Source organism: Pseudomonas sp. BNK-15 (genome assembly GCF_047456105.1).
Taxonomy (GTDB): domain Bacteria; phylum Pseudomonadota; class Gammaproteobacteria; order Pseudomonadales; family Pseudomonadaceae; genus Aquipseudomonas; species Aquipseudomonas putida_E.
In genome coordinates, this window is record NZ_CP179898.1 from 4,084,537 (window position 1) to 4,108,876 (window position 24,340).

Annotated in this window: 20 protein-coding genes and 1 pseudogene; 11 read left to right on the forward strand and 10 right to left on the reverse strand. The window is 59.6% G+C overall.

Translation table 11 applies throughout. The features are described 5' to 3' along the window. Nucleotides 1-10: 10 nt before the first annotated feature. The 3 genes from ACMGF5_RS18650 (at nt 11) to ACMGF5_RS18660 (ending at nt 3,115) form a co-directional block, all read left to right on the forward strand. Nucleotides 11-1,261, forward strand: coding sequence for an acyl-CoA dehydrogenase family protein (locus ACMGF5_RS18650; protein WP_411561660.1), 1,251 nt, complete (start codon nt 11-13; stop codon nt 1,259-1,261). A gap of 59 nt (nt 1,262-1,320) precedes the next feature. Next, nucleotides 1,321-1,866, forward strand: coding sequence for a hypothetical protein (locus ACMGF5_RS18655; protein ID WP_414157055.1), 546 nt, complete (start codon nt 1,321-1,323; stop codon nt 1,864-1,866). Between the two features lie 61 nt (nt 1,867-1,927). Next, complete coding sequence (locus ACMGF5_RS18660) at nt 1,928-3,115, forward strand: Rieske 2Fe-2S domain-containing protein (protein WP_414157056.1); 1,188 nt, start codon at nt 1,928-1,930, stop codon at nt 3,113-3,115. Nucleotides 3,116-3,263: 148 nt separating this feature from the next. Here the strand turns inward: ACMGF5_RS18660 and ACMGF5_RS18665 are convergent, their stop codons facing one another. The 5 genes and pseudogenes from ACMGF5_RS18665 to ACMGF5_RS18685 all read right to left on the reverse strand — a co-directional run bounded on the left by ACMGF5_RS18665 (nt 3,264) and on the right by ACMGF5_RS18685 (nt 8,969). Continuing rightward, nucleotides 3,264-3,824 (reverse strand): TetR/AcrR family transcriptional regulator, encoded by a 561-nt coding sequence (locus ACMGF5_RS18665; RefSeq protein ID WP_414157057.1) that lies wholly within the window; start codon nt 3,822-3,824, stop codon nt 3,264-3,266. A gap of 332 nt (nt 3,825-4,156) precedes the next feature. Continuing rightward, the gene (locus ACMGF5_RS18670) at nt 4,157-5,176 is read right to left on the reverse strand and encodes an IS30 family transposase (RefSeq protein ID WP_414157058.1); all 1,020 of its coding nucleotides are present in this window, start codon (nt 5,174-5,176) and stop codon (nt 4,157-4,159) included. Nucleotides 5,177-5,404: 228 nt separating this feature from the next. After that, nucleotides 5,405-5,727, reverse strand: a pseudogene (locus tag ACMGF5_RS18675) (DUF3077 domain-containing protein). Between the two features lie 516 nt (nt 5,728-6,243). Continuing rightward, nucleotides 6,244-6,966, reverse strand: a complete 723-nt coding sequence (locus ACMGF5_RS18680; RefSeq protein ID WP_046787111.1) for a FadR/GntR family transcriptional regulator — start codon at nt 6,964-6,966, stop codon at nt 6,244-6,246. Nucleotides 6,967-7,235: 269 nt separating this feature from the next. Further along, a complete protein-coding gene (locus ACMGF5_RS18685; protein ID WP_115275243.1) occupies nt 7,236-8,969 on the reverse strand; it encodes an IlvD/Edd family dehydratase in 1,734 nt (577 codons plus the stop codon). 186 nt (nt 8,970-9,155) lie between these two features. Between ACMGF5_RS18685 and ACMGF5_RS18690 the strand changes: the two genes are divergently transcribed. From ACMGF5_RS18690 to ACMGF5_RS18700, 3 genes are all read left to right on the forward strand, one after another. Beyond that, a complete protein-coding gene (locus ACMGF5_RS18690; RefSeq protein ID WP_414157059.1) occupies nt 9,156-10,463 on the forward strand; it encodes an MFS transporter in 1,308 nt (435 codons plus the stop codon). Between the two features lie 28 nt (nt 10,464-10,491). Continuing rightward, nucleotides 10,492-11,481, forward strand: coding sequence for an AraD1 family protein (gene araD1 / locus ACMGF5_RS18695; protein ID WP_119688706.1), 990 nt, complete (start codon nt 10,492-10,494; stop codon nt 11,479-11,481). A 165-nt stretch (nt 11,482-11,646) separates the two neighbouring features. Next, the gene (locus ACMGF5_RS18700; RefSeq protein WP_115275240.1) at nt 11,647-13,221 is read left to right on the forward strand and encodes an aldehyde dehydrogenase (NADP(+)); all 1,575 of its coding nucleotides are present in this window, start codon (nt 11,647-11,649) and stop codon (nt 13,219-13,221) included. Nucleotides 13,222-13,420: 199 nt separating this feature from the next. On the opposite strand, the gene ACMGF5_RS18705 is transcribed toward ACMGF5_RS18700, so the two are convergent. The 4 genes from ACMGF5_RS18705 to ACMGF5_RS18720 form a co-directional block, all read right to left on the reverse strand. Next, nucleotides 13,421-13,633 (reverse strand): DUF3077 domain-containing protein, encoded by a 213-nt coding sequence (locus ACMGF5_RS18705; protein WP_414157060.1) that lies wholly within the window; start codon nt 13,631-13,633, stop codon nt 13,421-13,423. A gap of 119 nt (nt 13,634-13,752) precedes the next feature. Beyond that, nucleotides 13,753-14,022: a DUF3077 domain-containing protein gene (locus ACMGF5_RS18710; protein WP_012313892.1), complete on the reverse strand. Its 270-nt coding sequence runs from the start codon at nt 14,020-14,022 to the stop codon at nt 13,753-13,755. A gap of 167 nt (nt 14,023-14,189) precedes the next feature. Next, entirely contained in the window at nt 14,190-14,432 is a 243-nt protein-coding gene (locus ACMGF5_RS18715; RefSeq protein WP_414157061.1) for a hypothetical protein, read from the reverse strand. A 949-nt stretch (nt 14,433-15,381) separates the two neighbouring features. Continuing rightward, nucleotides 15,382-15,924, reverse strand: a complete 543-nt coding sequence (locus ACMGF5_RS18720) for an AAA family ATPase (protein WP_414157062.1) — start codon at nt 15,922-15,924, stop codon at nt 15,382-15,384. A 200-nt stretch (nt 15,925-16,124) separates the two neighbouring features. On the opposite strand from ACMGF5_RS18720, the gene ACMGF5_RS18725 reads away from it, so the two are divergent. Further along, complete coding sequence (locus tag ACMGF5_RS18725) at nt 16,125-19,631, forward strand: AAA domain-containing protein (RefSeq protein WP_414157063.1); 3,507 nt, start codon at nt 16,125-16,127, stop codon at nt 19,629-19,631. A gap of 220 nt (nt 19,632-19,851) precedes the next feature. Further along, a complete protein-coding gene (locus ACMGF5_RS18730) occupies nt 19,852-20,424 on the forward strand; it encodes a nucleotidyltransferase family protein (protein ID WP_414157064.1) in 573 nt (190 codons plus the stop codon). Nucleotides 20,425-20,943: 519 nt separating this feature from the next. Here the strand turns inward: ACMGF5_RS18730 and ACMGF5_RS18735 are convergent. After that, the gene (locus tag ACMGF5_RS18735) at nt 20,944-22,431 is read right to left on the reverse strand and encodes a SulP family inorganic anion transporter (protein ID WP_414157065.1); all 1,488 of its coding nucleotides are present in this window, start codon (nt 22,429-22,431) and stop codon (nt 20,944-20,946) included. Between the two features lie 429 nt (nt 22,432-22,860). On the opposite strand from ACMGF5_RS18735, the gene ACMGF5_RS18740 reads away from it, so the two are divergent. The 3 genes from ACMGF5_RS18740 to ACMGF5_RS18750 are packed head-to-tail and all read left to right on the forward strand — an operon-like array spanning nt 22,861 to nt 24,313. Then, entirely contained in the window at nt 22,861-23,274 is a 414-nt protein-coding gene (locus ACMGF5_RS18740) for a thiol-disulfide oxidoreductase DCC family protein (RefSeq protein WP_046787331.1), read from the forward strand. Then, nucleotides 23,259-23,819: a GTP cyclohydrolase I FolE gene (gene folE / locus ACMGF5_RS18745; RefSeq protein WP_012313911.1), complete on the forward strand. Its 561-nt coding sequence runs from the start codon at nt 23,259-23,261 to the stop codon at nt 23,817-23,819. The genes ACMGF5_RS18740 and folE overlap by 16 nt, the downstream gene beginning before the upstream one ends. Before the next feature lie 35 nt (nt 23,820-23,854). Beyond that, nucleotides 23,855-24,313 (forward strand): DUF3429 domain-containing protein, encoded by a 459-nt coding sequence (locus tag ACMGF5_RS18750; RefSeq protein WP_251962319.1) that lies wholly within the window; start codon nt 23,855-23,857, stop codon nt 24,311-24,313. Nucleotides 24,314-24,340: the final 27 nt, after the last annotated feature.

Consider the following 24,340-nt stretch of genomic DNA (forward strand, 5'->3'; position numbering starts at 1 on the left):
ATTGCAGATCATGAAGTTGGAACTGTCCTTCGCAACGCAACCTGGGAAGACAACAATAATGCAAATAGCCGAGATACAAACCGCTGCCGCTGATACCCCGAGCAGCCAAGAATTGATCAGCCGTGCACGGGCGATGATCCCAGTCCTCCGCGAGCGAGCGGCGCTGGGCGATCAGCGCCGCAGCATGCCGGAAGAAACCATTGCAGAAATGCAGGCCGCTGGGCTTTTCCGCGTACTCCAGCCCAAGCGTTATGGCGGATACGAAATGAGCCCCAGCGTGTTCTATGACATCGTGATTGCCTTGGCAGAAGGCGACATGTCCGCGGGCTGGGTCTATTCGGTCGTTGCCGTTCATGCATGGCAGATGGCGCTGTTCGATGACCGCGCGGCTCAGGAAGTCTGGGGTCAGGATACCAACGTGCGTATCAGCTCCTCCTATATGCCCACAGGTCGGGCCAAGCCTGTCGAGGGTGGCTTCCTGTTCAGTGGACGCTGGGGCTACTCAAGTGGTTGCGATCATTGCGACTGGGTCTTCCTCGGAGGCTTCGTCGAGCAACCTGAAGGTCAGCCAATTGATGCCCGCACCTGGCTGATCCCGCGCAAAGACTACGAGATCGTCGACACCTGGCATACCGCAGGCCTGAAAGGCACCGGCAGCAAGGATATCGTGATCAAGGATGCATTTGTGCCGGATTACCGCACGCACAAGATGAGCGATGCCTTCGCGTGTAACAGCCCGGGCAATAAAGTGAATACCTCGGCGCTTTACCGCATGCCGTTTGGTCAGGTATTCAGCCGCGCGGTGTCGACTGCCTCGATCGGTGCCCTGCGCGGCATGGTTGCAGCGTTCATGGAGACTGCGCGGACTCGCGTGAATGTCATTGGCGCGCGGACCAGCGATGACACCACTGCGCAGTTGGTGATTGCCGAAGCCAACAACACGATCGACGAGCTGACCTTGGTATTGCACCGCAATTTCGAAGTGCTGGAGCGGTACGCGGAAAACGGTGAAACACCGTCGATGGAAGAACGTGTGCAGTATCGTTTCCAAGCCAGCTACCCACCCGAGCGCATTTCCCTGATTGCTTCTCGCTTGTTCAAGGCTGCGGGTGGCGCGGCGGTTTATAGCCAAGGCCCCTATGGGCGGTTCCTGGCCGATATCAACGTCGGTCGCCAGCATGCCGCCAACCAGTTTCATATGTATGGCGCCAACTGGGCGAGAGTTCAGCTTGGGCAGCCGAACCAGGACTACTTCCTCTAACAGGGCGGGTCGACGGCCATTTGATTGTCGGCCCCGTTCAGATGGATAAGGCGAAGCCAATGGCCAGCATTCATGCATTCCGGGATGCCCAGAAACTAAAAACCCTAAGAGCCGAAGACGGCCAGGTCGATGGCCACCTGGAGTGTTCGGTGGTCTTTGGCCTTGATTCGGGGCAGCCGATTGTATTTGCCGACACATTGACCGGCGTGCCGGTCAGTTATGTGCTCAACCCACAGCATGGGGTCTTTTTCGCCGATGAAGTGCAGCGCCTCATGCGTATCGGAATTGCAGCATGGCTGCAAGTCGAGCTACGTCAGGATCGCGTAGTCGAGAGCAATTGCGCTGATGATAGCTGCTGGACCGTGTTGTTTCTGCTGCCGTTACCGGATGGACGCGATTGCCGGCTGCAGATCCGAGTCGGGCAGGTTACGGGTCATGACCATGCCGTGTCGGCAGCAATCGAGTCTGCCAACGGTTGGATAGAAGGGCTCGACAGGCGGCCATTGGACGAGGATCTGGCTGCGTTGATAGCCGAGCTCGACCTGGCCCAGGCCCCGCGGCTCAGTTGTGGTCTGGCGTCGATCAACTCTTCGCCCGGTCCTTAGATCGTGGCTGCGACCCACTTCGTGTTTAGCCTGCAAACAATAAAAATCATTGGAGATCGTCATGAACAGCGTGGAAGAGAAGCCCCGCATTATTGTCAGTACCACTGAAGAGCGATTCGCTCGTGGCTGGCACTGTCTAGGTCTGAGTGAACAATATCGGGACGGCAAGCCGCACAAAGTCAAAGCCTTCGGCACCGAGTTGGTCGTGTTTGAAGGTGAACTGAGTAAGCAGCTCAACGTGATCAATGCGTTTTGCCCGCATCTAGGCGGTAACTTGAGCGAGGGCACGGTGAAGGGCGACAGCATTGCGTGCCCGTTCCATGACTGGCGTTGGGACGGCAATGGCAAATGCACGGCAATCCCCTATGCCAAGCGCGTTCCGCCTCGTGCTCGAACTCAGCGCTTCATCACTTGTGAAGAAAATCGCCAGCTGTTTATCTGGAACGATCCGCAAGGTAATCCGCCACCCGATGATGTGATCATTCCGCACCTCGAAGGTGCTTTCAGTGAGAGTTGGAGCGACTGGGATTGGTCATTCCACGAGCTGAATACCACCGGCCGGGAACTCGTCGACAATCTTGTAGATGTTGCGCACTTCTTTTACATTCACGGCGAAGGCAGAGGAGGCGGCAGCTCTTACTTCAAGAACGTATTCGAAGATCATTTCGCTACGCAGTATCTGGAAATCGGGCCACAGGAAGAGAGCCCAGCCTACGCCAAGGATGTCACCTACACCGACGATATCGCAAAGCTGGTTTGCTGGAACCGTGGTGAAACGACCTATCATGGTCCTTCTTATCTGGTGTCACGCCTGATGATGAAGCTTTCGCCGGAGGACTCCTGCGAGGCCATCGAGATCCTCGCGCAATACCCGGTCACCTCGGAAGAATTCGCGCTGCATATGGGCTTCATCGTCCGCGACAATCCAGACCTCAGCAAAGAGCAGAACCAGGAGCGGGCCAAGCAGGTTTCACACTTCCTGCGCGTCGGCACATTGCAGGACGTGCACATCTGGCAGACCAAGGCGAAAATCGACAATCCGCTGTTGTGCGACAGCGATGGTCCGCTGTATCAACTGCGCCGTTGGTATCAGCAGTTCTTTGTCGACGTTGCTGATGTCCTGCCGGAGATGACCAACCGCTTCGAGGCTGAAACCGACACGCGCCATGCCTTGCCGGTATGGGAACAGCAGGCCGCCGAGAAAATTGCGCAAGAAGCTCGGCTCGCGGCACTTGCGGTCGAAAGCTGACGGGAGGCGAGTGGGGATGTGGTTGGCTTAGGCCAGCCACATTCAGTCGGCGCTACCAGGTATCAATACCGGGCGAGTCCGGGTGTTGATACAGGCGGCACGTGATTGCGGTTTTAACTTGAGTAGACCCCCGCTGTGACCGACAGCGCTATTCACCTGCGGGCACCGCTCCGGCAAGCAACAGTCTACCAATGATCCGCTTGCGGTCGATCTCCAGCATTCTGGCATCGCAGGTCCACACCAACAGGTGCTCCAGCAGCGTCAGCAGCATGGTATCCGGGACTGCCCTGACAGCTTTTGCGGGGAAGGCCTTGAGCAGTCGCTCATTGATCCGCTGTCGTAAGGAAACAACCTCGCAGTCGCCGCCAAGCCTGTCCGCCTCCCTTGCCGCCAACTTGAAATACCACTGCCGTCGGCCTTGAAGATCCATCAGCGCCTCGATGATGGCCCTGAAGCAAAGACGCGGGCGCTTGGACACCGTGATCGCTTGCAGAAACTCGGAATAGTGGCCCTCAATCAGAAACCCAAGGTATTCATCCTTGCTGGTGAAGTGGTGATAGAACGCCGCTGCCGTGACATCCATCGATGCTGCCATTTCTCGCAGCCCTACTGCGCTGAAGCCCTTCGTGGCCAGCAGCTCGACTACGCGATCCTGATTGCTGAGCAGTCGTGATTGACGACCAGTGAGCGGGTTGGACAACACATTCACGTTAATTCCTCCATGTTTGCACGGGCCGCCGAGGCCTATCGCCCACGGCCTTGACTCCGCAGACTATCGCAGTCATTTTTTAAAAGTGCTGGTGCCACGCTTGACGTTACGCACGCCGACGGAGGCTGCTGAACTACAGAATTCATCATGACTACTGATATCCGGCTTCGCCTCATGCACCTGGGGTAGGTCAACCAAGATCGCAAAATCTAAAGTTTCCAGAATGCTTGCCGATACAGTGTTTATCCTTCCAACAATGTGTGGCCCCGCTTATGATCAGCATCGCCTCTTCAACTCTTCAGCACGGCGGCCTCAGGTTCCAAGTGCAACAGTCAGTTGATAATGTTGAGCCGATTGGTTGCCAGCAGTTGCAGATGATCCGTCAACACTTCAACAGGGAATTTCCAGCCCAATGTCTGACGAGGTCGGGTGTTGAGCATGTCGGCAATCTCGTCCAGCCGCTCCTGGCTAACCAGCGACAAATCGGTGCCCTTGGGTAAGTACTGCCGGAGCAGGCCGTTCGTGTTCTCGTTGCTGCCTCTTTGCCAAGGGCTGTGCGGGTCAGCGAAGTAGATCTTCATTCCCGTACGAGCTGTCAGCTCTTGAGGCTTGGCCATCTCGCTGCCTTGGTCATGGGTCATGGTTTTCAGCAGCGCCGGTGCCATCCACGAAAGTTCTCGCGTCATCCCCTCTAGCGCGGCGTCTGCGGTGGGCGCATCCAACTTGGCCAGGATCACGAAACGGCTCGTGCGCTCGACCATCGTCGCTACTGCCGAGCGATTGTTCGCGCCCATGATCAGGTCGCTTTCCCAATGACCTGGCACTTGTCGACCTTCGACCTCTTCAGGCCGGTAGCGAATATTCTGTTCAGCTGGATAGCGCTCGCGCCGAGCTGGCGCAGTGCTGCGAGTACGCCGCTTGCTGCCGCCCTGGCGCAGGTAACCAATGAGTTGACGCTTAAGCTCGCCGCGTGGGTATGCATAGATTGTCAGGTAGATCGTTTCGTGACTCACATGCCGCTCAGGATTATCAGGCCAGTAGTCCTTGAGTCTGGCGGCAATTTGCTGAGGAGACCAGCCCTTGGCCAACATGCTGTGTACGACCTGGAACAGTTCAGAACCAGGGGCAAGAATCTTGCTGCGCCTCGGGACGTGTCTGAGGGCACGGGCTCGAGCACCGGCAGTGCTGGCGTCATAGTGCCCAGGCTGCGACTGGCGCCGCACCTCTCGACTCAGCGTGCTGGGTTGGCGCCCAAGAACTTGGGCGATGGCTCGCAGCGAGGCGCCTTGCATACGCATGATCATTAGCGTTACGCGCTCTTCGATGGTCAAGTGGGTGTAGTGAGTAGTCATGCAGCACCTTACCTCGGGTGTTGCACTTGGTCACTGAGACCGCCCTAAGATGCTGATAAAACGACCGCAACGAAAAACAGGCGGCGGCAGTATCTTTGGGAAATGCCCTACAGGAAAGGGGTTAAATCTGATTTTTTCAGGCGCTCGCTGTAACAGCTTGTAAGCGCAGGCAGCCGAAACTCAGGGTTGTGCCTAGTGATAAATGGCCTGCCCGGCTAGCAGCATGATTCACGCCTTAAGTCTCAGCTCGATCTCTTTCAACAGCGCCTTGACCATTGCACTCAAGTGATACGAAGCCCGTATAATCTGGCCGTTGCCAAGCATCACGCCCGTGATATTCAAATGCCGTGCACAGTCCATTGCGGGTTTTCTTCCTCCAAGCCGGTAATGGTCAAGACCCGCACACTGCCCATCAACTCTGAGGCTTGCTCCTTTGCACTCTGGCAAGGGATACCATGTGCGATGCAGAACAGCGGCTGGGTTTGGCCTTCTGCTTGGTAGAACATGGTTTTGCCGGGTGTGGTTTTTTCAGTAGTGCTGTCTTTTGGCATGGGTTGGCTCCCTGAAAATCCGGGTGCCTGGGCTGGCCCTATCGCCGGCAAGCCGGGCTCCCACAGGTTTACCGGGCACCTGAGTGCGCAATCTGCAGCCAGCATCCGCTGTCAAACGCAAAGGTGGCAGCTGTGCATGGGTTGACAGACCGGCGAACACAGAAACCGGCGCACGCAAGCGTGCCCCATACACAACCGCCATGAACGGTTATGCGCTGTATATCGTCGCGGCCTGTCAAAGCCGGTCGTTGATGTGCAACGACCCACCGAGCCTAAAACTCAGAAATAACGACCGCAACGAAAAACAGGCGGCGGCAGTATCTTTGGGAAATACCCTACAGGAAAGGGGTTAAATCTGATCTTTTCAGGTGCTCGCTGTAACAGCTTGTAAGTGCAGGCAGCCGAAATTCAGGGTTGTGCCTAGTGAGAAATGCGCACGATGGGAGTTCCTTGCCTGCAACTGACTCCACCGCCCCTTGTACTGGGTAACCAGCGCCAGCAATCAGCAGCTTTGCTTCAGCTAGTCGGGTCTTGCCCCAACACCTTGCTCAACGCCACACGCGCATCTTCAAGCTGTACCAGCGAAGCATGCCGTGCACCCAGCGCGTCGCCATTCTGGATAGCCGTGAGAATCGCCTTGTGCCGGGGCAGGGCGAGTTGGTTGAAGTTCGGCCGCTGGTTGGAATAGCGCACCGATTCGCGCAGGGCCATCGACAGCATGTTGCACAGGTAGGCCAACAGGTCGTTGTGGGTGGCGTCGGCGATGCGGGCGTGGAAGTCCAGGTCGGGTTGCAGGCGCTCTTCATGGGTGCGCGCGGCTTCCATGCGCTGGTAGGCCTCGGCGATCGACTCGACATCCTCGGGGGTGGCGTTGGTGGCGGCCAGCGCGGCGGCGGCGGGTTCGATAACCCAGCGCACGCTGGACAGGGTGTTGAAGAAGTCTTTTTGCGGGGTGGCCTGCATCAGCCAGTGCAGCACGTCGGGGTCGAGCATGTGCCAGTCATGGCGCGGCCTCACCAGCGTGCCGACCCGTGGGCGGGCTTCGACCAGGCCCTTGGCGGTCAGGGCGCGCATCGCTTCGCGGAACACCGGCCGGCTGATCGCGTAGCTTTCGCACAGGCTGGCCTCGGAGGGCAGCTTTTGCCCGGGTGCGAGTTGGCCGGATACGATTTGCAGGCCGAGGTCCTGGACCAGGGTGGCGTGCATGCTTTTGCGCGTGGTGGGCTGGCGGTAGTTCATGGGGGGCGCGGGAGGTCCTTCGAGCGAGGTGGGCATCATAGCATTAGTGGGTGGCGGAGGGCCTGTGGGGCAGGTGTCATGCAGGCAGTTGCAGCCATCGGTTTGCACTGCCTCAAGGTATGCGTGGGATGTGTAGGAGCGGCCTTGTGTCGCGAAAGGGGCGCGCAGCGCCCCCGGCAATATCAGCCTGATGCATGAATTGTGGGGGCGCTGCGCACCCCTTTCGCGACACAAGGCCGCTCCTACCGGGGGGAGGTGTTGAGAGTTGGTTAGTGCGAATGCTTGGGCACCGCCGCGCCACGGCAGCCAACCAGGAAGTCGAAATCGCAACCTTCGTCAGCCTGCATCACATGGTCCAGATACAGCTTCGCATAACCGCCACTGATCAACTGTGGCGGTGCTTGCAGGTCGGCCAGGCGGCCAGCCAGTTCCTCGGCAGAAATGTCCAGGTGCAGCCGGCCTTCCTTGCAGTCCAGCTCGATCCAGTCACCTTCGCGCACGGCTGCCAATGGGCCGCCCGCAGCAGCCTCGGGTGCCACGTGCAGCACTACGGTGCCGTAGGCAGTACCGCTCATGCGGGCGTCGGAGATGCGCACCATGTCGGTCACGCCCTGGGCCAGCAGCTTGGCGGGCAGGCCCATGTTGCCGACCTCGGCCATGCCCGGGTAGCCCTTGGGCCCGCAGTATTTCATCACCAGCACCGAATTGGCGTCCACGTCCAGCTCAGGGTCGTTGATGCGCGCTTTGTAGTCCTCGAAGTTTTCGAACACTACGGCGCGGCCGCGGTGCTGCATCAGCGCTGGGGTAGCCGCCGACGGCTTGAGCACCGCGCCTTTGGGTGCCAGGTTGCCGCGCAGGATGCAGATGCCGCCATCGGCCACCAGCGGTTTGTCGAGCGGGCGGATGACTTCTTCGTCATACAGCGGCGCGGCCTGGCAGTTGTCCCACAGACTCTTGCCGTTGACGGTCAGTGCGGTGGGGTTGGGCAGCAGGCCATGCTCGCCCAGGCGGCGGATGACTGCGGGCAGGCCGCCGGCGTAGTAGAACTCTTCCATCAGGAAGCGGCCCGATGGCTGCAAGTCGACCAAGGTCGGTGTGCCGCGGCCGACGCGGGTCCAGTCTTCCAGTTGCAGGTCTACGCCAATGCGCCCGGCAATCGCCTTGAGGTGGATCACTGCGTTGGTCGAACCACCGATGGCGGCGTTGACGCGGATGGCGTTCTCGAAGGCTTCGCGGGTAAGGATCTTCGACAGGCGCAGGTCTTCGCGCACCATGTCGACAATGCGCATGCCTGACAGATGGGCGAGTACGTAGCGGCGGGCATCCACCGCCGGGATGGCGGCGTTGTGCGGCAGCGAGGTACCCAGCGCTTCGGCCATGCAGGCCATGGTCGACGCGGTGCCCATGGTGTTGCAGGTACCCGCCGAGCGCGACATGCCGGCCTCGGCCGAGAGGAACTCGTTGAGGTCGATCTGGCCGGCCTTATAGGCCTCGTGCATCTGCCAGACGATGGTGCCGGCGCCAATGTCCTTGCCTTTGTGCTTGCCGTTGAGCATCGGCCCACCAGTGACCACGATCGCCGGCACGTCGCAGCTGGCGGCGCCCATCAGCAGCGCCGGAGTGGTCTTGTCGCAGCCGGTCAGCAGCACCACGGCGTCCACCGGGTTGCCACGGATCGCTTCTTCCACATCCATGCTCGCCAGGTTGCGGGTGAGCATGGCGGTAGGGCGCAGGTTGGACTCGCCGCTGGAAAACACCGGGAACTCCACCGGGAAGCCACCGGCCTCCAGCACGCCTTTTTTGACGTGCTCGGCAATCTTGCGGAAGTGGGCGTTGCACGGGGTCAGCTCCGACCAGGTGTTGCAGATGCCGATGATCGGCTTGCCCTGGAATTCGTGGTCGGGGATGCCTTGGTTCTTCATCCAGCTGCGGTACATGAAGCCGTTCTTGTCGGCGGTACCAAACCATTGGGCGGAGCGCAGGGGGCGTTTGTTATCAGACATAAGCGGGACACCTAATTAGTATTACTATTTGTCGTTATGAGGCTGACTCTAGCGGCTAAAAAGGCATCTGTGAAGGGTTGTTGTTTTAAATAGTAATACTATATGATCGATTCGCCAGGTTAGCGGTCTGCCAAAAAGCCCCGGCCAGGTGCTGTGCCCATTACAAGAACAATTGGAGACATCGCCATGATTCAGGAGCAGCGGCTCGTCCGCCTGATCACACTGAAACTCATCCCTTTTCTGGTTCTGCTTTACCTGGTGGCCTATGTCGATCGTTCGGCGGTGGGCTTTGCCAAGCTGCACATGGGCGCCGACATCGGCCTGGGTGACGCGGCATATGGCCTTGGCGCCGGGCTGTTCTTCATCGGTTATTTTCTTTTCGAAGTGCCGAGCAACCTGTTGCTCGACCGCTTCGGTGCACGTCGCTGGTTCGCCCGCATTTTGCTGACCTGGGGCGCGATCACTGTCGGCATGGCGTTTGTCACCGGGCCCAACGGCTTTTATGTGATGCGTTTTTTGCTGGGGGCCGCCGAGGCGGGCTTCTTCCCGGGGGTGCTGTACTACATCACCCAGTGGTACCCGGTGCGCCATCGCGGCAAGATCCTCGGTTTCTTCATTCTCTCGCAGCCGCTGGCCATGCTGATCACCGGGCCGCTTTCGGGTGCGCTGCTGGGGCTTGAGGGCATCTACGGTCTGCATGGCTGGCAGTGGTTGTTCATCTGTATCGGTATCCCTGCAGTGCTGTTGGCCTGGCCCACCTTGCGCCTGCTGCCGGACGGCCCTGCCAAGGTGCGCTGGCTCAGCGACGAGCAACGCAACTGGCTGCAGGAGCAGTTGGCCAACGACCTGCGCGAGTTCGGCCAGACCCGCCATGGCAACCCGCTGCATGCCCTTAAAGATGGCCGGGTGCTGTTGCTGGCGCTGTTCTACTTGCCGATGACCCTGAGCATCTATGGCCTGGGCCTATGGCTGCCAACGCTGATCCACCAGTTTGGCGGCAGTGACCTGGTCACCGGTTTTGTCTCCGCGGTGCCTTACCTGTTCGGCATCATCGGCCTGCTGATCGTGCCGCGAAGCTCCGACCGCCTGAACGACCGCTATGGCCATCTGGGCCTGCTGTACGCCCTGGGTGCCGTCGGCCTGTTCTTCAGCGCCTGGCTGACGGTGCCGGTGCTGCAGTTGGCCGCGCTGTGCCTGGTGGCGTTCGCGCTGTTCTCCTGCACGGCCATCTTCTGGACGCTGCCGGGGCGGTTCTTCTCCGGTGCCAGCGCTGCTGCGGGCATCGCCTTGATCAACTCGATCGGCAACCTCGGCGGTTACCTGGGGCCGTTCGGCATCGGCGCGCTGAAGGAGTACACCGGGCAGCTGTCGTCGGGCCTGTATTTCCTGGCGCTGGTGATGCTGTGCGGGGTGCTGCTCACGGGCGTGGTCTACAACCGCCTGGAGCGCCGCCAGCGCCTGGCTTCCACGCGGGCGGCCGAAGCCTCCCGCTAACCTTTGCAACCGACAAGCGAGCACAAGCATGCGACTGATCCAATTCGAAACCGCCGCCGGCGCGCGCCGCGTGGGCGTGGTGGAAGGCGAGTACGCCCTTGAAGTACTGGGCGCCGCCAGCACCCGTGAGCTGGCCCTGCAGGCCATAGCCGCTGGCCGTGACCTGGCCTGCGAAGTGCAGGCCGCCGGGCTGGGCGAGCGCCATGACTACCTGGCCCTGCTGGCCGAAGGCCGCGTACTGCCACCGCTGGACCACCCGGACCCGGCTCACTGCCTGGTGACCGGTACCGGCCTGACCCACCTGGGCAGCGCCGCCACCCGCGACAAGATGCACCAGCAGCAAGCCGAAGGCGCCGTCACTGACAGCATGCGCATGTTCCAGTGGGGCCTGGAAGGCGGTCGGCCGCCAGCGGGCGAGGAGGGCGCGCAGCCGGAGTGGTTCTACAAGGGCGACGGCGGCATCGTCGTGCGCCCCGGCGCCGACCTGCCGCTGCCGGCTTTTGCCGAAGACGCCGGCGAAGAGCCGGAGCTGGTCGGGCTGTACCTGATCGGTACCGACGGCACGCCATACCGCCTCGGCTACGCCTTGGGCAACGAGTTTTCCGACCATGTGATGGAGCGGCGCAACTACCTGTACCTGGCGCATTCCAAGCTGCGCGCCTGCAGCTTCGGCCCGGAGCTGCGCCTTGGGGCATTGCCGGCTCACCTGGAAGGTACCAGCCGCATCCTGCGCGATGGCCAGGTGCTGTGGAGCAAGCCGTTCCTGTCGGGTGAGCAGAACATGTGCCACAGCTTCGAGAACCTCGAGTTCCACCACTTCAAGTACGACCAGTTCCTGCGTGCTGGCGATATCCATGTGCACTATTTCGGCACCGCCACGCTGTCGTTTGCCGACGGCGTTCAGGCGCGCCCGGGCGATACCTTCGAGGTCAGCCTCGATGCCTTTGGCCAGCCGCTGCGCAATGGTATTGGCGCAGCGTCCGGGCAGCGTCGCCCAGGTGCAGTGAAAAGCCTTTGAGCGTGTTGCCGGTCAGTCGATGAAGTCGGGACGGCTGTGCGGTCCATCGCCGGCAAGCCAGCTCCCACAAGTACCGCGCAAACCTCAAGATTTTGCGCGGCCCCCTCTGCCCTGACTGACCGCCATGCGCCACTGAGCCCTCTTTCTTTGTTACAGGAGTCAACCATGTCTGGAAGCAACTTCATTGGCGGCCAGCGCAGCGCTGCCGGCAGCGTACGCCTGCAAAGCCTCGATGCACGCACCGGCGAAGCATTGCCGGTGGTCTTCACCCAGGCCACCCCTGAGGAGGTGGCCGCCGCCGCCCAGGCCGCCGAAGCAGCATTTGCCGAATACAACGCCCTGGCGCCAGAGCGCCGCGCGCAGTTTCTGGAGGCCATTGCCGACCAGCTGGACGCGCTGGACGATAGCTTCGTCGCCACGGTGTGCCGCGAAACTGCGCTGCCGGCTGCACGCATCCAGGGCGAGCGTGGCCGCACCAGCAACCAGATGCGCCTGTTCGCCAAGGTACTGCGCCGTGGCGACTACCTGGGGGCGCGTATCGACCGCGCGCAGCCACAGCGCCAGCCACTGCCACGCCCTGACCTGCGCCAGTACCGCACCGGCCTTGGTCCGGTGGCCGTGTTCGGCGCCAGTAACTTCCCGTTGGCGTTCTCCACGGCCGGCGGCGACACCGCCGCAGCACTGGCTGCCGGCTGCCCGGTAGTGGTCAAGGCCCACAGCGGCCATATGGCCACTGCCGAGCTGGTGGCTGAAGCCATCGAGCGTGCGGCGGTGGCTACCGGCATGCCCGCTGGCGTGTTCAACATGATCTATGGCGCCGGTGTCGGTGAAGCGTTGGTGCGCCACCCGGCGATCCAGGCGGTCGGTTTCACCGGTTCGCTCAAGGGCGGCCGTGCCCTGTGCGACCTGGCCGCAACGCGCCCGCAGCCGATCCCGGTGTTCGCCGAAATGAGCAGCATCAACCCGGTGCTGGTGTTGCCTGCGGCGCTGCAGGCCCGCGGCGAGCAGGTAGCCAAGGAACTCGCCGCATCGGTGGTACTGGGTTGCGGGCAATTCTGCACCAACCCCGGGTTGGTCATCGGCATTGCCGGTGAAGCGTTCGGCACCTTCGTCGCGGCACTGGCTGCGCAAATGGCCGACCAGCCCGCGCAGACCATGCTCAATGCCGGTACCTTGCGCAGCTATGCCAGCGGCGTACAGCGCCTGCAGCAACACCCGGGCGTGCGCCATCTGGCCGGTGCCGAGCAGGTTGGCGACCAGGCCCGGGCACAGCTGTTCCAGGCTGATGTGAGCTTGCTGCTCAACGGCGACGAGCTGCTGCAGGAGGAGGTTTTCGGGCCAGCCACGGTGGTGGTCGAAGTGGCCGACGAAGCCGAACTGCGCCGCGCCCTGCAAGCCCTGCATGGGCAACTGACCGCCACCCTGATCGCCGAGCCGGAGGACTTCCAGCGCTTTGCCGCGCTGGTGCCGCTGCTGCAGCGCAAGGCCGGCCGCCTGCTGGTCAACGGCTACCCGACTGGCGTCGAGGTGTGCGATGCAATGGTGCATGGCGGGCCTTACCCGGCCACCTCCGATGCCCGTGGTACCTCGGTCGGCACCCTGGCCATCGACCGCTTCCTGCGCCCGGTGTGCTACCAGGACTACCCGGATGCGCTGCTGCCCGACGCCCTGAAAAACGCCAACCCGCTGGGCCTGCAACGCCTGGTCGACGGCCAGCACAGCCGTGATGCGCTGAGCTGAGGCAGGGTGCTAGCGCTGGCTCAAGGGCAGGGCTGCCAAGGCATTCAGTGCGATAGAGCCCGCGTAGGAGCTACCAGCTCCTACGTTGCACGCCTTGGCGTTCGGGGCTTGAGGCTGGGTGCCGTGGTGGTCAGTCAACCCACCGCCACAGCGGTTCATCCAGCAACCCAACCCCGCGTAACTGTGTCTGCCCCTGGGCCTAATCGTCCACAAGCCGATCCAACAGCACCCGCACCATCGTATTGAGGTGATGGGACGCTACGACCATTCGGTGATCACCCAGCATGACGCCTGTGTGGTTCAGATAACGGGCGCACTCCATCAGTTTCGACGCTTGTTCCTTGGCTTGCTGGGTGGGTATGTCAGGGGCGGCAGTGAACAGGGGTTTGGGGGCGATTGGGTCTTTTGGCATTGAACTGTTCTCCTGGCGGTCAGCGGAGGGCTGAGGTTGCTGGGGCCGCTAGGCGGCCCTTTCGCGACACAAGGCCGCTCCTACGGCGGGGCGGCGTGGGCCTGCAGGTAGGGGTGTGTTCACGGGGTTTTCATCATGCCCAGCTCGGCATCGTCGAGCAGGGCCTTGGCCAGGGCGCAGAGGTAGTGCGAGGCCCACAGCAGCTGGGGCTTGTCTTCCATCAGGCCGTCGATGGTCAGGTCGCGGGCATAGCCCATCAGTTCCGAGGCCTGTTCGCGGGCGCTTTGGCAAGGGATGCCGGGCTCGATGCGGAACAGGGGGTGGGTCTGGTTTTCACCTTGGTAGAAGGTGGTTTTGCCGACGGTGAATGCGGTTTCTTCGGTAGCCATCGTTTGATCTCCCTGAAGGTGTAGCTGCCTGGGCTGGCCCTATCGCCGGCAAGCCGGACTCTCACAGGTTTCACCGGGCGCCTGAGGGTCGTCTACAACCTCAGGGGCGGTGTTGTGCGAGAGAGCTAGCCCGTGAAAGAGCCAGGCCAGGCAGATCATGACGAGGATTAATGCAGCGTCTGCGGGTCGGCTGGCTTTTGTATTTGGGCCAGTGCTGACTCGAGCAGTTTGCGCAGGGCATCAAGCTCGTGCATCGAGGTCATGATCATCAAGGACACGGGTGCTTTGGGCTGCATCAACATCGCCTGTTGGGCAACGACTTCGGCGCAGAGCGCGTAGTCGGCAGCCATCATCAGCGTGTCTTCGAGGGAGTGGAGATTGTGAGGCGGATCGGGGACGATCTTCAACATGGTGTGGCTCCTGTCGTAATGGAGCAACCACCAACCGCGGCTAAACGAATGGGTGGCAGCTGTACGCGGGTTAGCCGACCGGGACGTCAGGCACCCGGCGCACCCGAAGGTGCCCCACGCACAGCCGCCATAACGGCGCTAATGCCGATTGCTCGGTATTGCACGGCTGTAGTGTCCGACGATTTTTGGGCGGCTAACCCAGTCGTTGAGTGACAACGACGTGCCGAGACTAAAGTCCACTTTTTGCGTGCGCAACGGAAAACAGGCGCCGGCAGTATCTTTGGGAAATGCCCTACAAGAAAGCGGTTAAATCTGATTTTTCAGCTGTTCGATGTAACCGCTTGTAACCTGTTATCAGCGTGTCTTCGAGGGAGTGGGGGATTGTGAGGCGGATCGGGGACGATCTTGAGCATGATGAAACTCCAACGTCGAAAGGTGGAGCTACCACGGCCTTGCTGTCAAACAATGAGGTGGCAGCTGTACGCGGGTTGACAGACCGAGACGTTGGCACTCGGCGCACCAGAGGGTGCCCGCACGTACAGCCACCATAACTAGTGTGCACATGTGGACAACGAAGACGGTCTGTCAAAACCGGTCGCTGAATTGGCAGCGACCGGCCGAGACTAGAATCCACATTGGCCATGTGCAACGAAAAATGGGCGGCGGCAGTATCTTTGGGAAATGCCCTGCAGGAAAGGGGTTTAATCTGATTTTTTCGGCCGTTCGCTGTAACTGCTTGTAACGAGCAGACAGTCAAGCATGACCACTGCGGTCAGGTCATGCCAGTCCTTGTATGGTAGCTGCAGCTGCGTCCGGGCAGCCACATCGAGCGGGGAGGATAGGGCATGGGCTACAAAATCAAAGTGTGTGCTTTGACAGCCCGCACGCACGATCACCAAGCGCTACGGCTCTGCGTAAGTGATACCCATCGAGTATGGGTTCTCGCGGCTCAAACTCCACTGATCATCGAGCCAGGTTCGCGCCGGGCTGCTGGCAGCCTTTCGAGAAACGCCCTGATTTCTCGCTTCCCTCGCAAGTGAAGCGTAGGCACCTGTGCCCCGAGCTTAAGGCGAACTGCTTCGATACCAGGTCGGTAATTCCGGTCGAACGTCCACACGAACTTGAGAAATTCCAGGTCGAACCTTTCCTCACAACCTTCCGCACGATCAGGCCGTGGCTGGTTGCGAAGCAGGCGTAACAGCACCCGAATGAAACAGGTGAGCCTGGGCATGTCGAGCCAGATGATCAGGTCCGCTCGCGGCAACCGCAGGTCGAAGGTGCGGCGCGCATAGTTGCCTTCACACACCCAGGCGTCACCAGCTACGGCATCGCGTACACGGTCACGGAACTGTTCGGCATCAGGTTCCGCCCAGCCGGGCTCCCAGAAGAGTTTGTCCAAGTGAACGACGGAAAGCTCCAGGTGTTCTCCCAAGGCGCGGGCAAGGGTGGACTTGCCGCTGCCACCGTTGCCCAGAATGAGGATTCGTTGCATGGTGACTTCCTGTCGTAGGCAAAAGAACGATTGTATGGCGGTGGTTGAGCAACCCCAAGGCTAATGGATGCCAATCAGCCATTGACAGCCTTCCATTCGCTAACGACCATCCGGACCCAGGCGCGCTTCACCAATGTGCAGCGTTACCCCATCCGCTTTCGACCGCAACATTGAGTGCCGGTCCGTAACAGATCAGGACGATGAACGACTACGCCCTAAAACTCGCCAATTACTGGCGCACCTCCCTCGCCGACGCTGAAAACGGCAATGGCGCGCTCAACTCCAGGCAAGCCGAAGCGCTCACCCCGGTCGGGATGGAGCATGTGCAGAAGGGTGGTTTGCCAGAAGAACTTGCAGCCAAGCTGTTTGCCGATGAGGCGCCAGACGCTTCGACCGTAAAAGTCACGCTGCGCCCTTGGGTTTATCTGTCACAGCGCGAGCACGGCAAGGTTCGGACGGGCTTGCCTGCAGCGGTCACACCGCTGATCTGTACCGTATTGGTGTGCCGTGATGGGCGCCTTTACCCGACCACACAAGCTATCGTGCCGCGTGACATTCTTGAACCGCTGGACAAGGACACTTTCTTCATCGGGGCACAGTCTGCGCTGGATGACTTTTTGTCGGTCGAAGAGGTGCCCGCTTTCACACCGCCGGGTGAGGGGGAAATACTCGACGTTGAGCAGCATCTTGAACAGTGGCGTAAGTTTTACGCGTTCTGCCTGCGGATGGCCCGTGAGGTCGGTAAGGGGTGGGATGCGGCCGAAGACGGCATGAAGCCGGCCAAGTACAGCTTGCTGTTCAAAGAAGACAAACCTGACGGCTTCAGCAAGAACATCGTCAACCTCTACGACTACCTGCGTCAGCATAAGCCCGATGCCCCGTTGTTCGAGCGCTTCGCCCAACGTCACCCAAGCCCGGACGAGCCTTGCTTGCCCGCTGGTAGCCTTTTTGCCGCGCGCTTGGGCCACGCTGGTGACGAATACGCACTGGCCCCTGCCCAGCGTGATGCCTTGGCGCATCTGGTGGCCGGGCAGGCGGGCGATGTGCTGGCAGTCAATGGTCCACCGGGCACGGGCAAAACCACACTCGTGCTGTCGGTGGTCGCCTCGCTTTGGGCGAAGGCCGCTGTGGCAGGTGGCGAGCCTCCGGTGATTGTCGCCAGTTCCACCAACAACCAGGCGGTAACCAACATCATCGCGGCTTTCGGCAAAGACTTTGCCGAGGGCACCGGACCGTTGGCGGGCCGTTGGTTGCCTGGCATCAAAAGCTTTGGCGCCTACTTCCCGAAGGCATCGGCCGAAGCGGAGCTTTCCAGTGTCTACCAGACCAAGAGCTTCTTCCATGAGTTGGAGTCTTGCGCCTATCTGGACAAGGCCAAGCACGCCTACTTGGTACAGGCGGCAGCGGCTTTCCCGGGTGTTCAAGACCTCGATGTCGAGCGTACGGTCGGGTTACTGCAACAGCAAATCAAGGCGCGCCAGCAGCAACTTGCCGATATCGGGCAGGCGTGGGCGGCGCTCGTCCGCGCTCGGGAGGCGCTTCGCGTTGCGTTGGGGGATGACCCACAGGCCACTCTGCAGGCCCGGCAAACCGCTCAGTTCGACCAGCTGCAGCAACTGGGCAGTGCACAGAAGCGGCTCAAAGATTTCAAGCATTACCTGGCACATGAGTCGCTGTTCTATAGCCTGTTCAGCTGGATTCGCCCCGTTGCCGCCAAGCGCCTTCGCCTGGCCAAATTGCAGCTCGAGGGCGCCGATGCCGAGCTGCAGAACGCTGCGACTTTGGGCGAAATCGAAACGCGGCTTGAAGCTGCGCAGGCCCAAGCGGGCCAGGAGCATCAGCGGCTCACCCAACTGCTGCAAACCGCTCAGCAACTGCTCGAGGCTGAACAACAGCGGCTGCACGGCTGGCATGGCGCAATCCGCTCGCTGGCTGCTGCGGCCGGCCAGCCTGCTGCCCAGGCCACTCTGGAGGACTGCGACCGCTGGGCCGATACGTCACTGCGTTTCGAAATATTCCTGCTGACTACCCACTATTGGGAAGGGCGTTGGCTATTGGAAGTCAGCGAGGAGCTGCAGGAGATACTCGACAGCCGCAAGAAAACCGGTGCCAAGACGCTGATCAAGAACTGGCGCCGTTGGATGAAGCTCACGCCTTGTGTGGTCTCGACCTTTTTCAGGCTACCCAAGGAGCTGTCGTGCAAGCGCTACGACGACGGTGATTACATCGACGACTATCTGGTCGACTTCATCGACTTGCTGATTGTCGACGAAGCTGGGCAGGTGTTGCCGGAGGTCGCCGCGCCGTCGTTTGCCCTTGCTCGCCAGGCGCTGGTCATCGGCGACACCCAACAGATCGAGCCAATCTGGTCGATCCCGGCCAAGGTGGATATTGGCAACCTCACCAGTGCTGGGCTGGTTTCGCACACCCATGCTGAGGAGGACTACGAGGCCTTCTGCAAAGCCGGGCGCAGTGCCGCAAGTGGCAGCGTGATGGCCATCGCTCAGTCTACCAGCCGTTATCACTACGATCCCGACCTTGCCCGGGGTATGTACCTGTACGAGCATCGCCGCTGCTATGACTCGATCATCGCCTTCTGCAATACCCTTTGCTACAAGGGCAAACTGCTTCCTCGCCGGGGGCGGGCAGCGCAGGAAGGCTTACCGGGCCTTGGCTACCTCCATATCGACGGCTTGTGTGAGCAAAACAGCCATGGCAGCCGCCAAAACCTGTTCGAGGCGCAGACCATTGCTGCGTGGCTTCACGCCCATGCAGATGAGCTGAAGCAGCGCTACCCGCACAAATCGCTTCACGAGATCGTTGGGGTGATAACGCCATTCGGGGCCCAAAGCCGCGCCATCGCCGAGGCATGCCAGGCATTGGGCCTGAACGCTGGAAAAGGGGCAGACCAGATCACTATCGGTACAGTGCATTCGTTCCAGGGCGCAGAGCGGCCGGTAGTGATTTTTTCGGCGGTATATTCCAAGCATGCCGATGGCGGTTTCATTGATCGTCGCGACAGTATGCTCAATGTGGCAGTGTCCCGGGCCAAGGACAGCTTCCTGGTGTTTGGTGACATGGATCTGATGGGTCAGGTGCCTGTCAGCAAACCGCGCGGGCTACTGGCGAAGTACCTGCTGGCCGACCCTGCCAGTGAGTTGCAGTTCGAGTATCAGGCCCGGCAAGACTTGCACACCGCGAGCACGGGATTAAGTCATTTGCACGACTGGTGGCAGCATGACCAGTTCTTGAAAGACACACTGCAAACGGCCAGCCACCAGGTTCAGATCATCACGCCGTGGGTCAAGTTGGATTGCCTGTTCGCTACAGGGGCGCTTGAGCAAATGCGTGCAACGGTGGATCGCGGCGTCAAGGTCGAGGTGTTCACCGACCTGCAGCTCAATACTGAAATTTCAACCCGAAAACCTCAGGGTGAGCCGCAAAAGGTCGCGGCGTTCAACGCTACCTTGGCGGAGTTGAAAACCCAGGGTATTCCTGTTCGTATCGTCAATAAGGTACACAGCAAGATCGTCATGGCCGATCAGAGTCTTTTGTGTGTCGGTTCATTCAACTGGCTGAGTGCTCAGCGTGAAGGGGATTACGTCCGTCACGAGACTTCAATGGTTTATCGAGGCGTCGACGTGAATGACGAGATCGAACTCAATCGCACCAGCCTGGCCAGAAGAACGGCTTCCTATTCGGGTTGAAAAAGGTTTTTCACGGATTGTCTGGGGGATTGAGAGGCTGGGGCTTTGACGCCCCGGCTTAGTGATCCAGGACGGTTGGAAGGACGCTTACTTTTCTATCACCAGGCAATTCTTACCTGAAGCATGTGCCGACGCGCTTACCGGCACAGAGGCAAGTGAGATCGGGGAGTTGCTACCGCATCAGTAGATGCCGACCTAGCTTCGACAAGGTGATTTCAAAGTGGACTATATTTCAACAATCCAAGCAGTTATTTCGGATGACCCCGTTCGGCGAAGGTTGCTCGAAATTGTACGCTCCTTAGACTTGCCCGACTGCTGGATAGGAGCGGGTTTCGTTCGAAACGCAGTTTGGGATCATTTGCACGGTAACGCATCATCTCCGGTCTCAACAGACGTTGACGTTATCTGGTTTGACGGCATGAATTGCACCCCCGAACAAGATGATGCTTTGGAAGCAATCCTCAGAGGTCAATACTCGAACGTACAGTGGTCTGTGAAAAACCAGGCGAGAATGCATGTTCAGAACGACGACGAGCCCTATCAATCGGCGACCGATGCAATGCGTTACTGGCCAGAAACCGCCACGGCGGTAGCGGTAAGACTACGAGAGGACGGAACATTCGAAATCGCTGCGCCGCTGGGGCTCGATGATCTTTTTGAGTTGATTATCCGGCCAGTAGGGAGGTTCGCCACAGATAAAGCAGCTATCTATCAAGACCGCGTCAAGTCCAAAAGCTGGTTGGATGTTTGGCCAATGCTGACGCTCTGGGAGCCGCCTCCAGGTTCTACCTAGAAGGTGGTTTTGCCCACGGTGAATACGGTTTCTTCGGCAGCCATCATCAACGCGTCTTCGAGGGAGTGCGGATTGTGAGGCGGATCGGGAGCGATCTTGAGCATGATCAAACTCCAAGGTCGAACGCTGGGGCTATCACGGCAATGCCGTCAAGCAATTGGGGTGGCAGCTGTACGCGGGTTGACGGACCGAGACGTTGGCACTCGGCGCACCAGAGGGTGCCCGCACGTACAGCCACCATAACAGTGTGCACATGTGGACAGCGTCGACGGTCCGTCAAAACCGATCGCTGAATTGGCAGCGACCGGCCGAGACTAGAATCCACATTGGCCATGTGCAACGAAAAATGGGCGGCGGCAGTATCTTTGGGAAGTGCACTACAGGAAAGGGGTTAAATCTGATTTTCTTCGTGGCCAGGCGTAACAGTAGGTATCGCCTGAGCTCGTCACCGTCCAATCATCGTCCTGGATGGCCACAGCATCGCCGCAGCCGTGTTGCTCACCAGAATCTGTTTTCTTCTCAGTGGCTCATGAGTCTGTCGATGGCACCGGGCTTGTCATGCACGCCGAAGCGGTCAACGATGGTTGCGCTGGCTTCATTGAGGCCGAGCACTTCAACCTCAGCGCCTTCACGGCGGAACTTGATCACGACCTTATCCAGCGCTGCAACGGCGGTGATGTCCCAGAAATGCGCCTGTGTGAGATCGATGGTGACTTTGGCGAGCGCTTCCTTGAAGTCAAACACTTCGGTGAACTTGTCCGCAGAGCTGAAGAACACCTGGCCGACCACGTGGTAAGTGCGCTGCGATCGCGCTTCGTCCAGTGTGCTGTTGATGTCCAGGTAGTGCCCGACCTTGTTCGCAAAGAAGAGGGCGGCCAGCAGCACGCCTACCAGTACGCCGTAGGCCAGGTTGTGAGTGGCCACGACGACCACGACGGTGGCTATCATGACGAGGTTGGTAGAAAGCGGATGGTCTTTCAGGTTGCGCAAGGTATCCCAGCTGAAGGTGCCGATGGACACCATGATCATGACTGCGACAAGTGCCGCCATAGGGATTTTTGAGAGCCATTGGCCGAGAAATACCACCATCAGCAGCAGGAAAACACCGGCACACAGTGTCGAGAGACGGGTGCGCCCACCGGATTTCACGTTGATGATCGACTGGCCGATCATGGCGCAGCCAGCCATGCCGCCGAGCATCCCGGCAGCTATGTTGGCGATGCCTTGCCCCTTGCATTCCCTGTTCTTGTCGCTGGTGGTGTCGGTCAGGTCATCGACGATCGTTGCGGTCATCATGGACTCAAGCAGGCCTACTACGGCCAGGGCTGCTGAGTACGGGAAGATGATGCGCAGGGTTTCAACGTTCAGTGGCACCTCAGGCCAGAGAAAAATCGGCAGCGTGTCCGGCAGTTGGCCCATGTCACCCACGGTACGGATATCCAGGCCGAGATAAATGGCAATTGCGGTCAGGGTCAGGATGCACACCAGGGGGGAGGGGATCAGTTGGCCGAGCTTGGGCACATAAGGGAATAGATAGATGATGCCAAGGCCTGCTGCTGTCATGGCATAGACATGCCAGGTGACGTTGGTCAACTCAGGTAGCTGCGCCATGAAAATCAGTATCGCCAGAGCATTCACAAAACCGGTCACCACTGAGCGCGAGACGAAGCGCATCAGGGAACCAAGTTTCAGGTAACCGGCAAGAATCTGGAGAACCCCGCATATCAAGGTCGCAGCCAACAGGTATTGCAGCCCGTGCTCTTTCACCAGCGTGACCATCAGCAGTGCCATTGCGCCGGTTGCTGCCGAGATCATGCCGGGGCGTCCACCGACGAAGGCGATGACAGTACAGATACAAAAGGATGCGTACAGGCCAACCTTGGGGTCGACGCCGGCGATGATGGAAAACGCGATGGCTTCAGGTATCAGCGCAAGTGCGACAACGATGCCCGCGAGCACATCTGCGCGGACGTTGGAAAACCACGTTTGTCTAAGGTTTTGCAGCATAGAAAATATCCAAGGCAAAGCATCGCGCACGCCAATGCAGTGGCGTGCGAACCGATACATATTCAAATTTTGAGGATTTTTTTGCTGTGTGCTTAAGGTGAGAAACCAGGCGTACAGCAGAGTGCGCCCGCGAGCGAGGCTAGCGGAGCAGGGTGTTGCGAGGGGGCGTAGCGCTAAGGCGGCGTAGGCTGCCAGTAGATCGTCTGGAGTACAGTCATGCTGATGTTCCTGTAGCTCAAGGGAGGATGCGGGCGCAAGCATACAGTAAAACTGTAACTCTTTGCGACCCGCTGGCAGGCACCGGGTGAGCTATGCAAGGTGCAGGCATCAGCCAGCGCGGCTACCAGGGGCACAGCTTTGCTTTCCATTGCGATTCTCCTGGTTTCGGCTAACTTATACAAAAAACTGTACAAAGATGAGAGGTTGTACATGTATTGTAAGTGGCCCCTGACGCTGTACTTCGATGGCGCCTGCCCTTTGTGCGCCAGAGAGATCGCGTTCCTGCGCAGGAAATCGACCGAGGCAAAGCTCATTCTGGTTGACATCAGTGCTGATGATTTCGATGCAGAGGCATTGAGCTTGACGGTTGAGCAACTGAGGTCATGCCTGCATGCAAGGTTCGCGAACGGGCACTGGGTCACAGGCTTGGACGCAACCTTGTGGAGTTGGCGGGCTGCCGATGTGGGAGGGTGGGTCGCGCCACTGTCCTGGCGCCCGTTACGCCCCCTGTTTTCAGTTTTCTACAGGCTGTTCTGCCGTTTGAGGCCACACCTGGCCTGGCTACCACATCCCGATGGCGGGCACCGCTGTAGCGGTGAGGAGTCCAAATGTCACATTCGTTAGCCGAGCACTATCATGAAATCCTCGTCGGCGTTGGTGAAAACCCGCAGCGCGAAGGGCTCCTGGAAACGCCCAAGCGTGCGGCCAAAGCGATGCAGTACTTGTGCAACGGGTATGGCCAGAATCTTCAAGAGGTCGTGAACGGCGCTTTGTTCGAGAGTCAAAACGATGAAATGATCGTCGTTCGTGACATAGAACTCTACTCGTTGTGCGAACACCACATGTTGCCATTCATTGGTAAAGCTCATGTCGCGTACCTGCCAACAGGGCGCGTATTGGGGCTTTCCAAGGTCGCGCGCGTTGTTGACATGTTTGCCCGTCGTTTACAGATACAGGAAAACCTGACGCGGCAAATTGCGTATGCCATTCAGGAAGTCACGGATGCCGCAGGGGTTGCGGTCGTGATTGAAGCCAAGCACATGTGCATGATGATGCGCGGTGTAGAGAAGCAGAACTCGGTGATGATTTCATCGGTGATGTTAGGTGAGTTTCGCGACTCCGCTTCGACTCGCCACGAATTCCTCAACCTCATTGGCCGACACAATTGAAATCCGATGTTGAGCCGTCGCGAAGGGGTGTCCAAATGAGCTCAGTTACTGCTGCTTTACCTTCAAGCCGCTTTGCGGTGCTGGGTTACGGTGGCTTGCTGCCCTTTGTTGGCTTGACGCTGCTCATTGTTTTTTTTGCTGAATACCGGGGTTTTGCCTCGATCATGCTGGTCAGCTATGGCGCTGTGATATTGAGCTTCGTCGGCGCTCTGCACTGGGGTTTCGCCATGACGTTAGAGGGTTTGCTCGCCAAGCAGCGTCGCGAGCGACTCGTGTGGAGCGTAATACCGGCCCTTATCGGTTGGGTTGGCACGCTGCTACCTGTGCCATTGGGTTGTTTGGTGTTGACCTTTGGTTTTATCGGTCATCTTTGGCAGGATCGCCAACTGGCGCAAGCTGTGCCTGGGTGGTTTATGCCGATGCGAGTCCATTTGACGGCTGTCGCAAGCCTCTGTTTGCTGATCAGTGCACTTGCGATAGCAATGGATTTTTGAAACCAGAAGCACTCCTTGATGAGTGAT

Excerpts from the sequence above, each read along its gene's own strand:
- folE (WP_012313911.1), top strand. The coding sequence starts at position 23,259 with ATGTCACATTCGTTAGCCGAGCACTATCATGAAATCCTCGTCGGCGTT.
- ACMGF5_RS18705 (WP_414157060.1), bottom strand. The coding sequence starts at position 13,633 with ATGCCAAAAGACCCAATCGCCCCCAAACCCCTGTTCACTGCCGCCCCT.
- ACMGF5_RS18690 (WP_414157059.1), top strand. The coding sequence starts at position 9,156 with ATGATTCAGGAGCAGCGGCTCGTCCGCCTGATCACACTGAAACTCATC.
- ACMGF5_RS18740 (WP_046787331.1), top strand. The coding sequence starts at position 22,861 with ATGTATTGTAAGTGGCCCCTGACGCTGTACTTCGATGGCGCCTGCCCT.
- ACMGF5_RS18685 (WP_115275243.1), bottom strand. The coding sequence starts at position 8,969 with ATGTCTGATAACAAACGCCCCCTGCGCTCCGCCCAATGGTTTGGTACC.
- ACMGF5_RS18655 (WP_414157055.1), top strand. The coding sequence starts at position 1,321 with ATGGCCAGCATTCATGCATTCCGGGATGCCCAGAAACTAAAAACCCTA.
- ACMGF5_RS18750 (WP_251962319.1), top strand. The coding sequence starts at position 23,855 with ATGAGCTCAGTTACTGCTGCTTTACCTTCAAGCCGCTTTGCGGTGCTG.
- ACMGF5_RS18670 (WP_414157058.1), bottom strand. The coding sequence starts at position 5,176 with ATGACTACTCACTACACCCACTTGACCATCGAAGAGCGCGTAACGCTA.
- ACMGF5_RS18680 (WP_046787111.1), bottom strand. The coding sequence starts at position 6,966 with ATGAACTACCGCCAGCCCACCACGCGCAAAAGCATGCACGCCACCCTG.
- ACMGF5_RS18735 (WP_414157065.1), bottom strand. The coding sequence starts at position 22,431 with ATGCTGCAAAACCTTAGACAAACGTGGTTTTCCAACGTCCGCGCAGAT.
- araD1 (WP_119688706.1), top strand. The coding sequence starts at position 10,492 with ATGCGACTGATCCAATTCGAAACCGCCGCCGGCGCGCGCCGCGTGGGC.
- ACMGF5_RS18660 (WP_414157056.1), top strand. The coding sequence starts at position 1,928 with ATGAACAGCGTGGAAGAGAAGCCCCGCATTATTGTCAGTACCACTGAA.
- ACMGF5_RS18725 (WP_414157063.1), top strand. The coding sequence starts at position 16,125 with ATGAACGACTACGCCCTAAAACTCGCCAATTACTGGCGCACCTCCCTC.
- ACMGF5_RS18700 (WP_115275240.1), top strand. The coding sequence starts at position 11,647 with ATGTCTGGAAGCAACTTCATTGGCGGCCAGCGCAGCGCTGCCGGCAGC.
- ACMGF5_RS18710 (WP_012313892.1), bottom strand. The coding sequence starts at position 14,022 with ATGGCTACCGAAGAAACCGCATTCACCGTCGGCAAAACCACCTTCTAC.
- ACMGF5_RS18650 (WP_411561660.1), top strand. The coding sequence starts at position 11 with ATGAAGTTGGAACTGTCCTTCGCAACGCAACCTGGGAAGACAACAATA.
- ACMGF5_RS18720 (WP_414157062.1), bottom strand. The coding sequence starts at position 15,924 with ATGCAACGAATCCTCATTCTGGGCAACGGTGGCAGCGGCAAGTCCACC.
- ACMGF5_RS18715 (WP_414157061.1), bottom strand. The coding sequence starts at position 14,432 with ATGTTGAAGATCGTCCCCGATCCGCCTCACAATCTCCACTCCCTCGAA.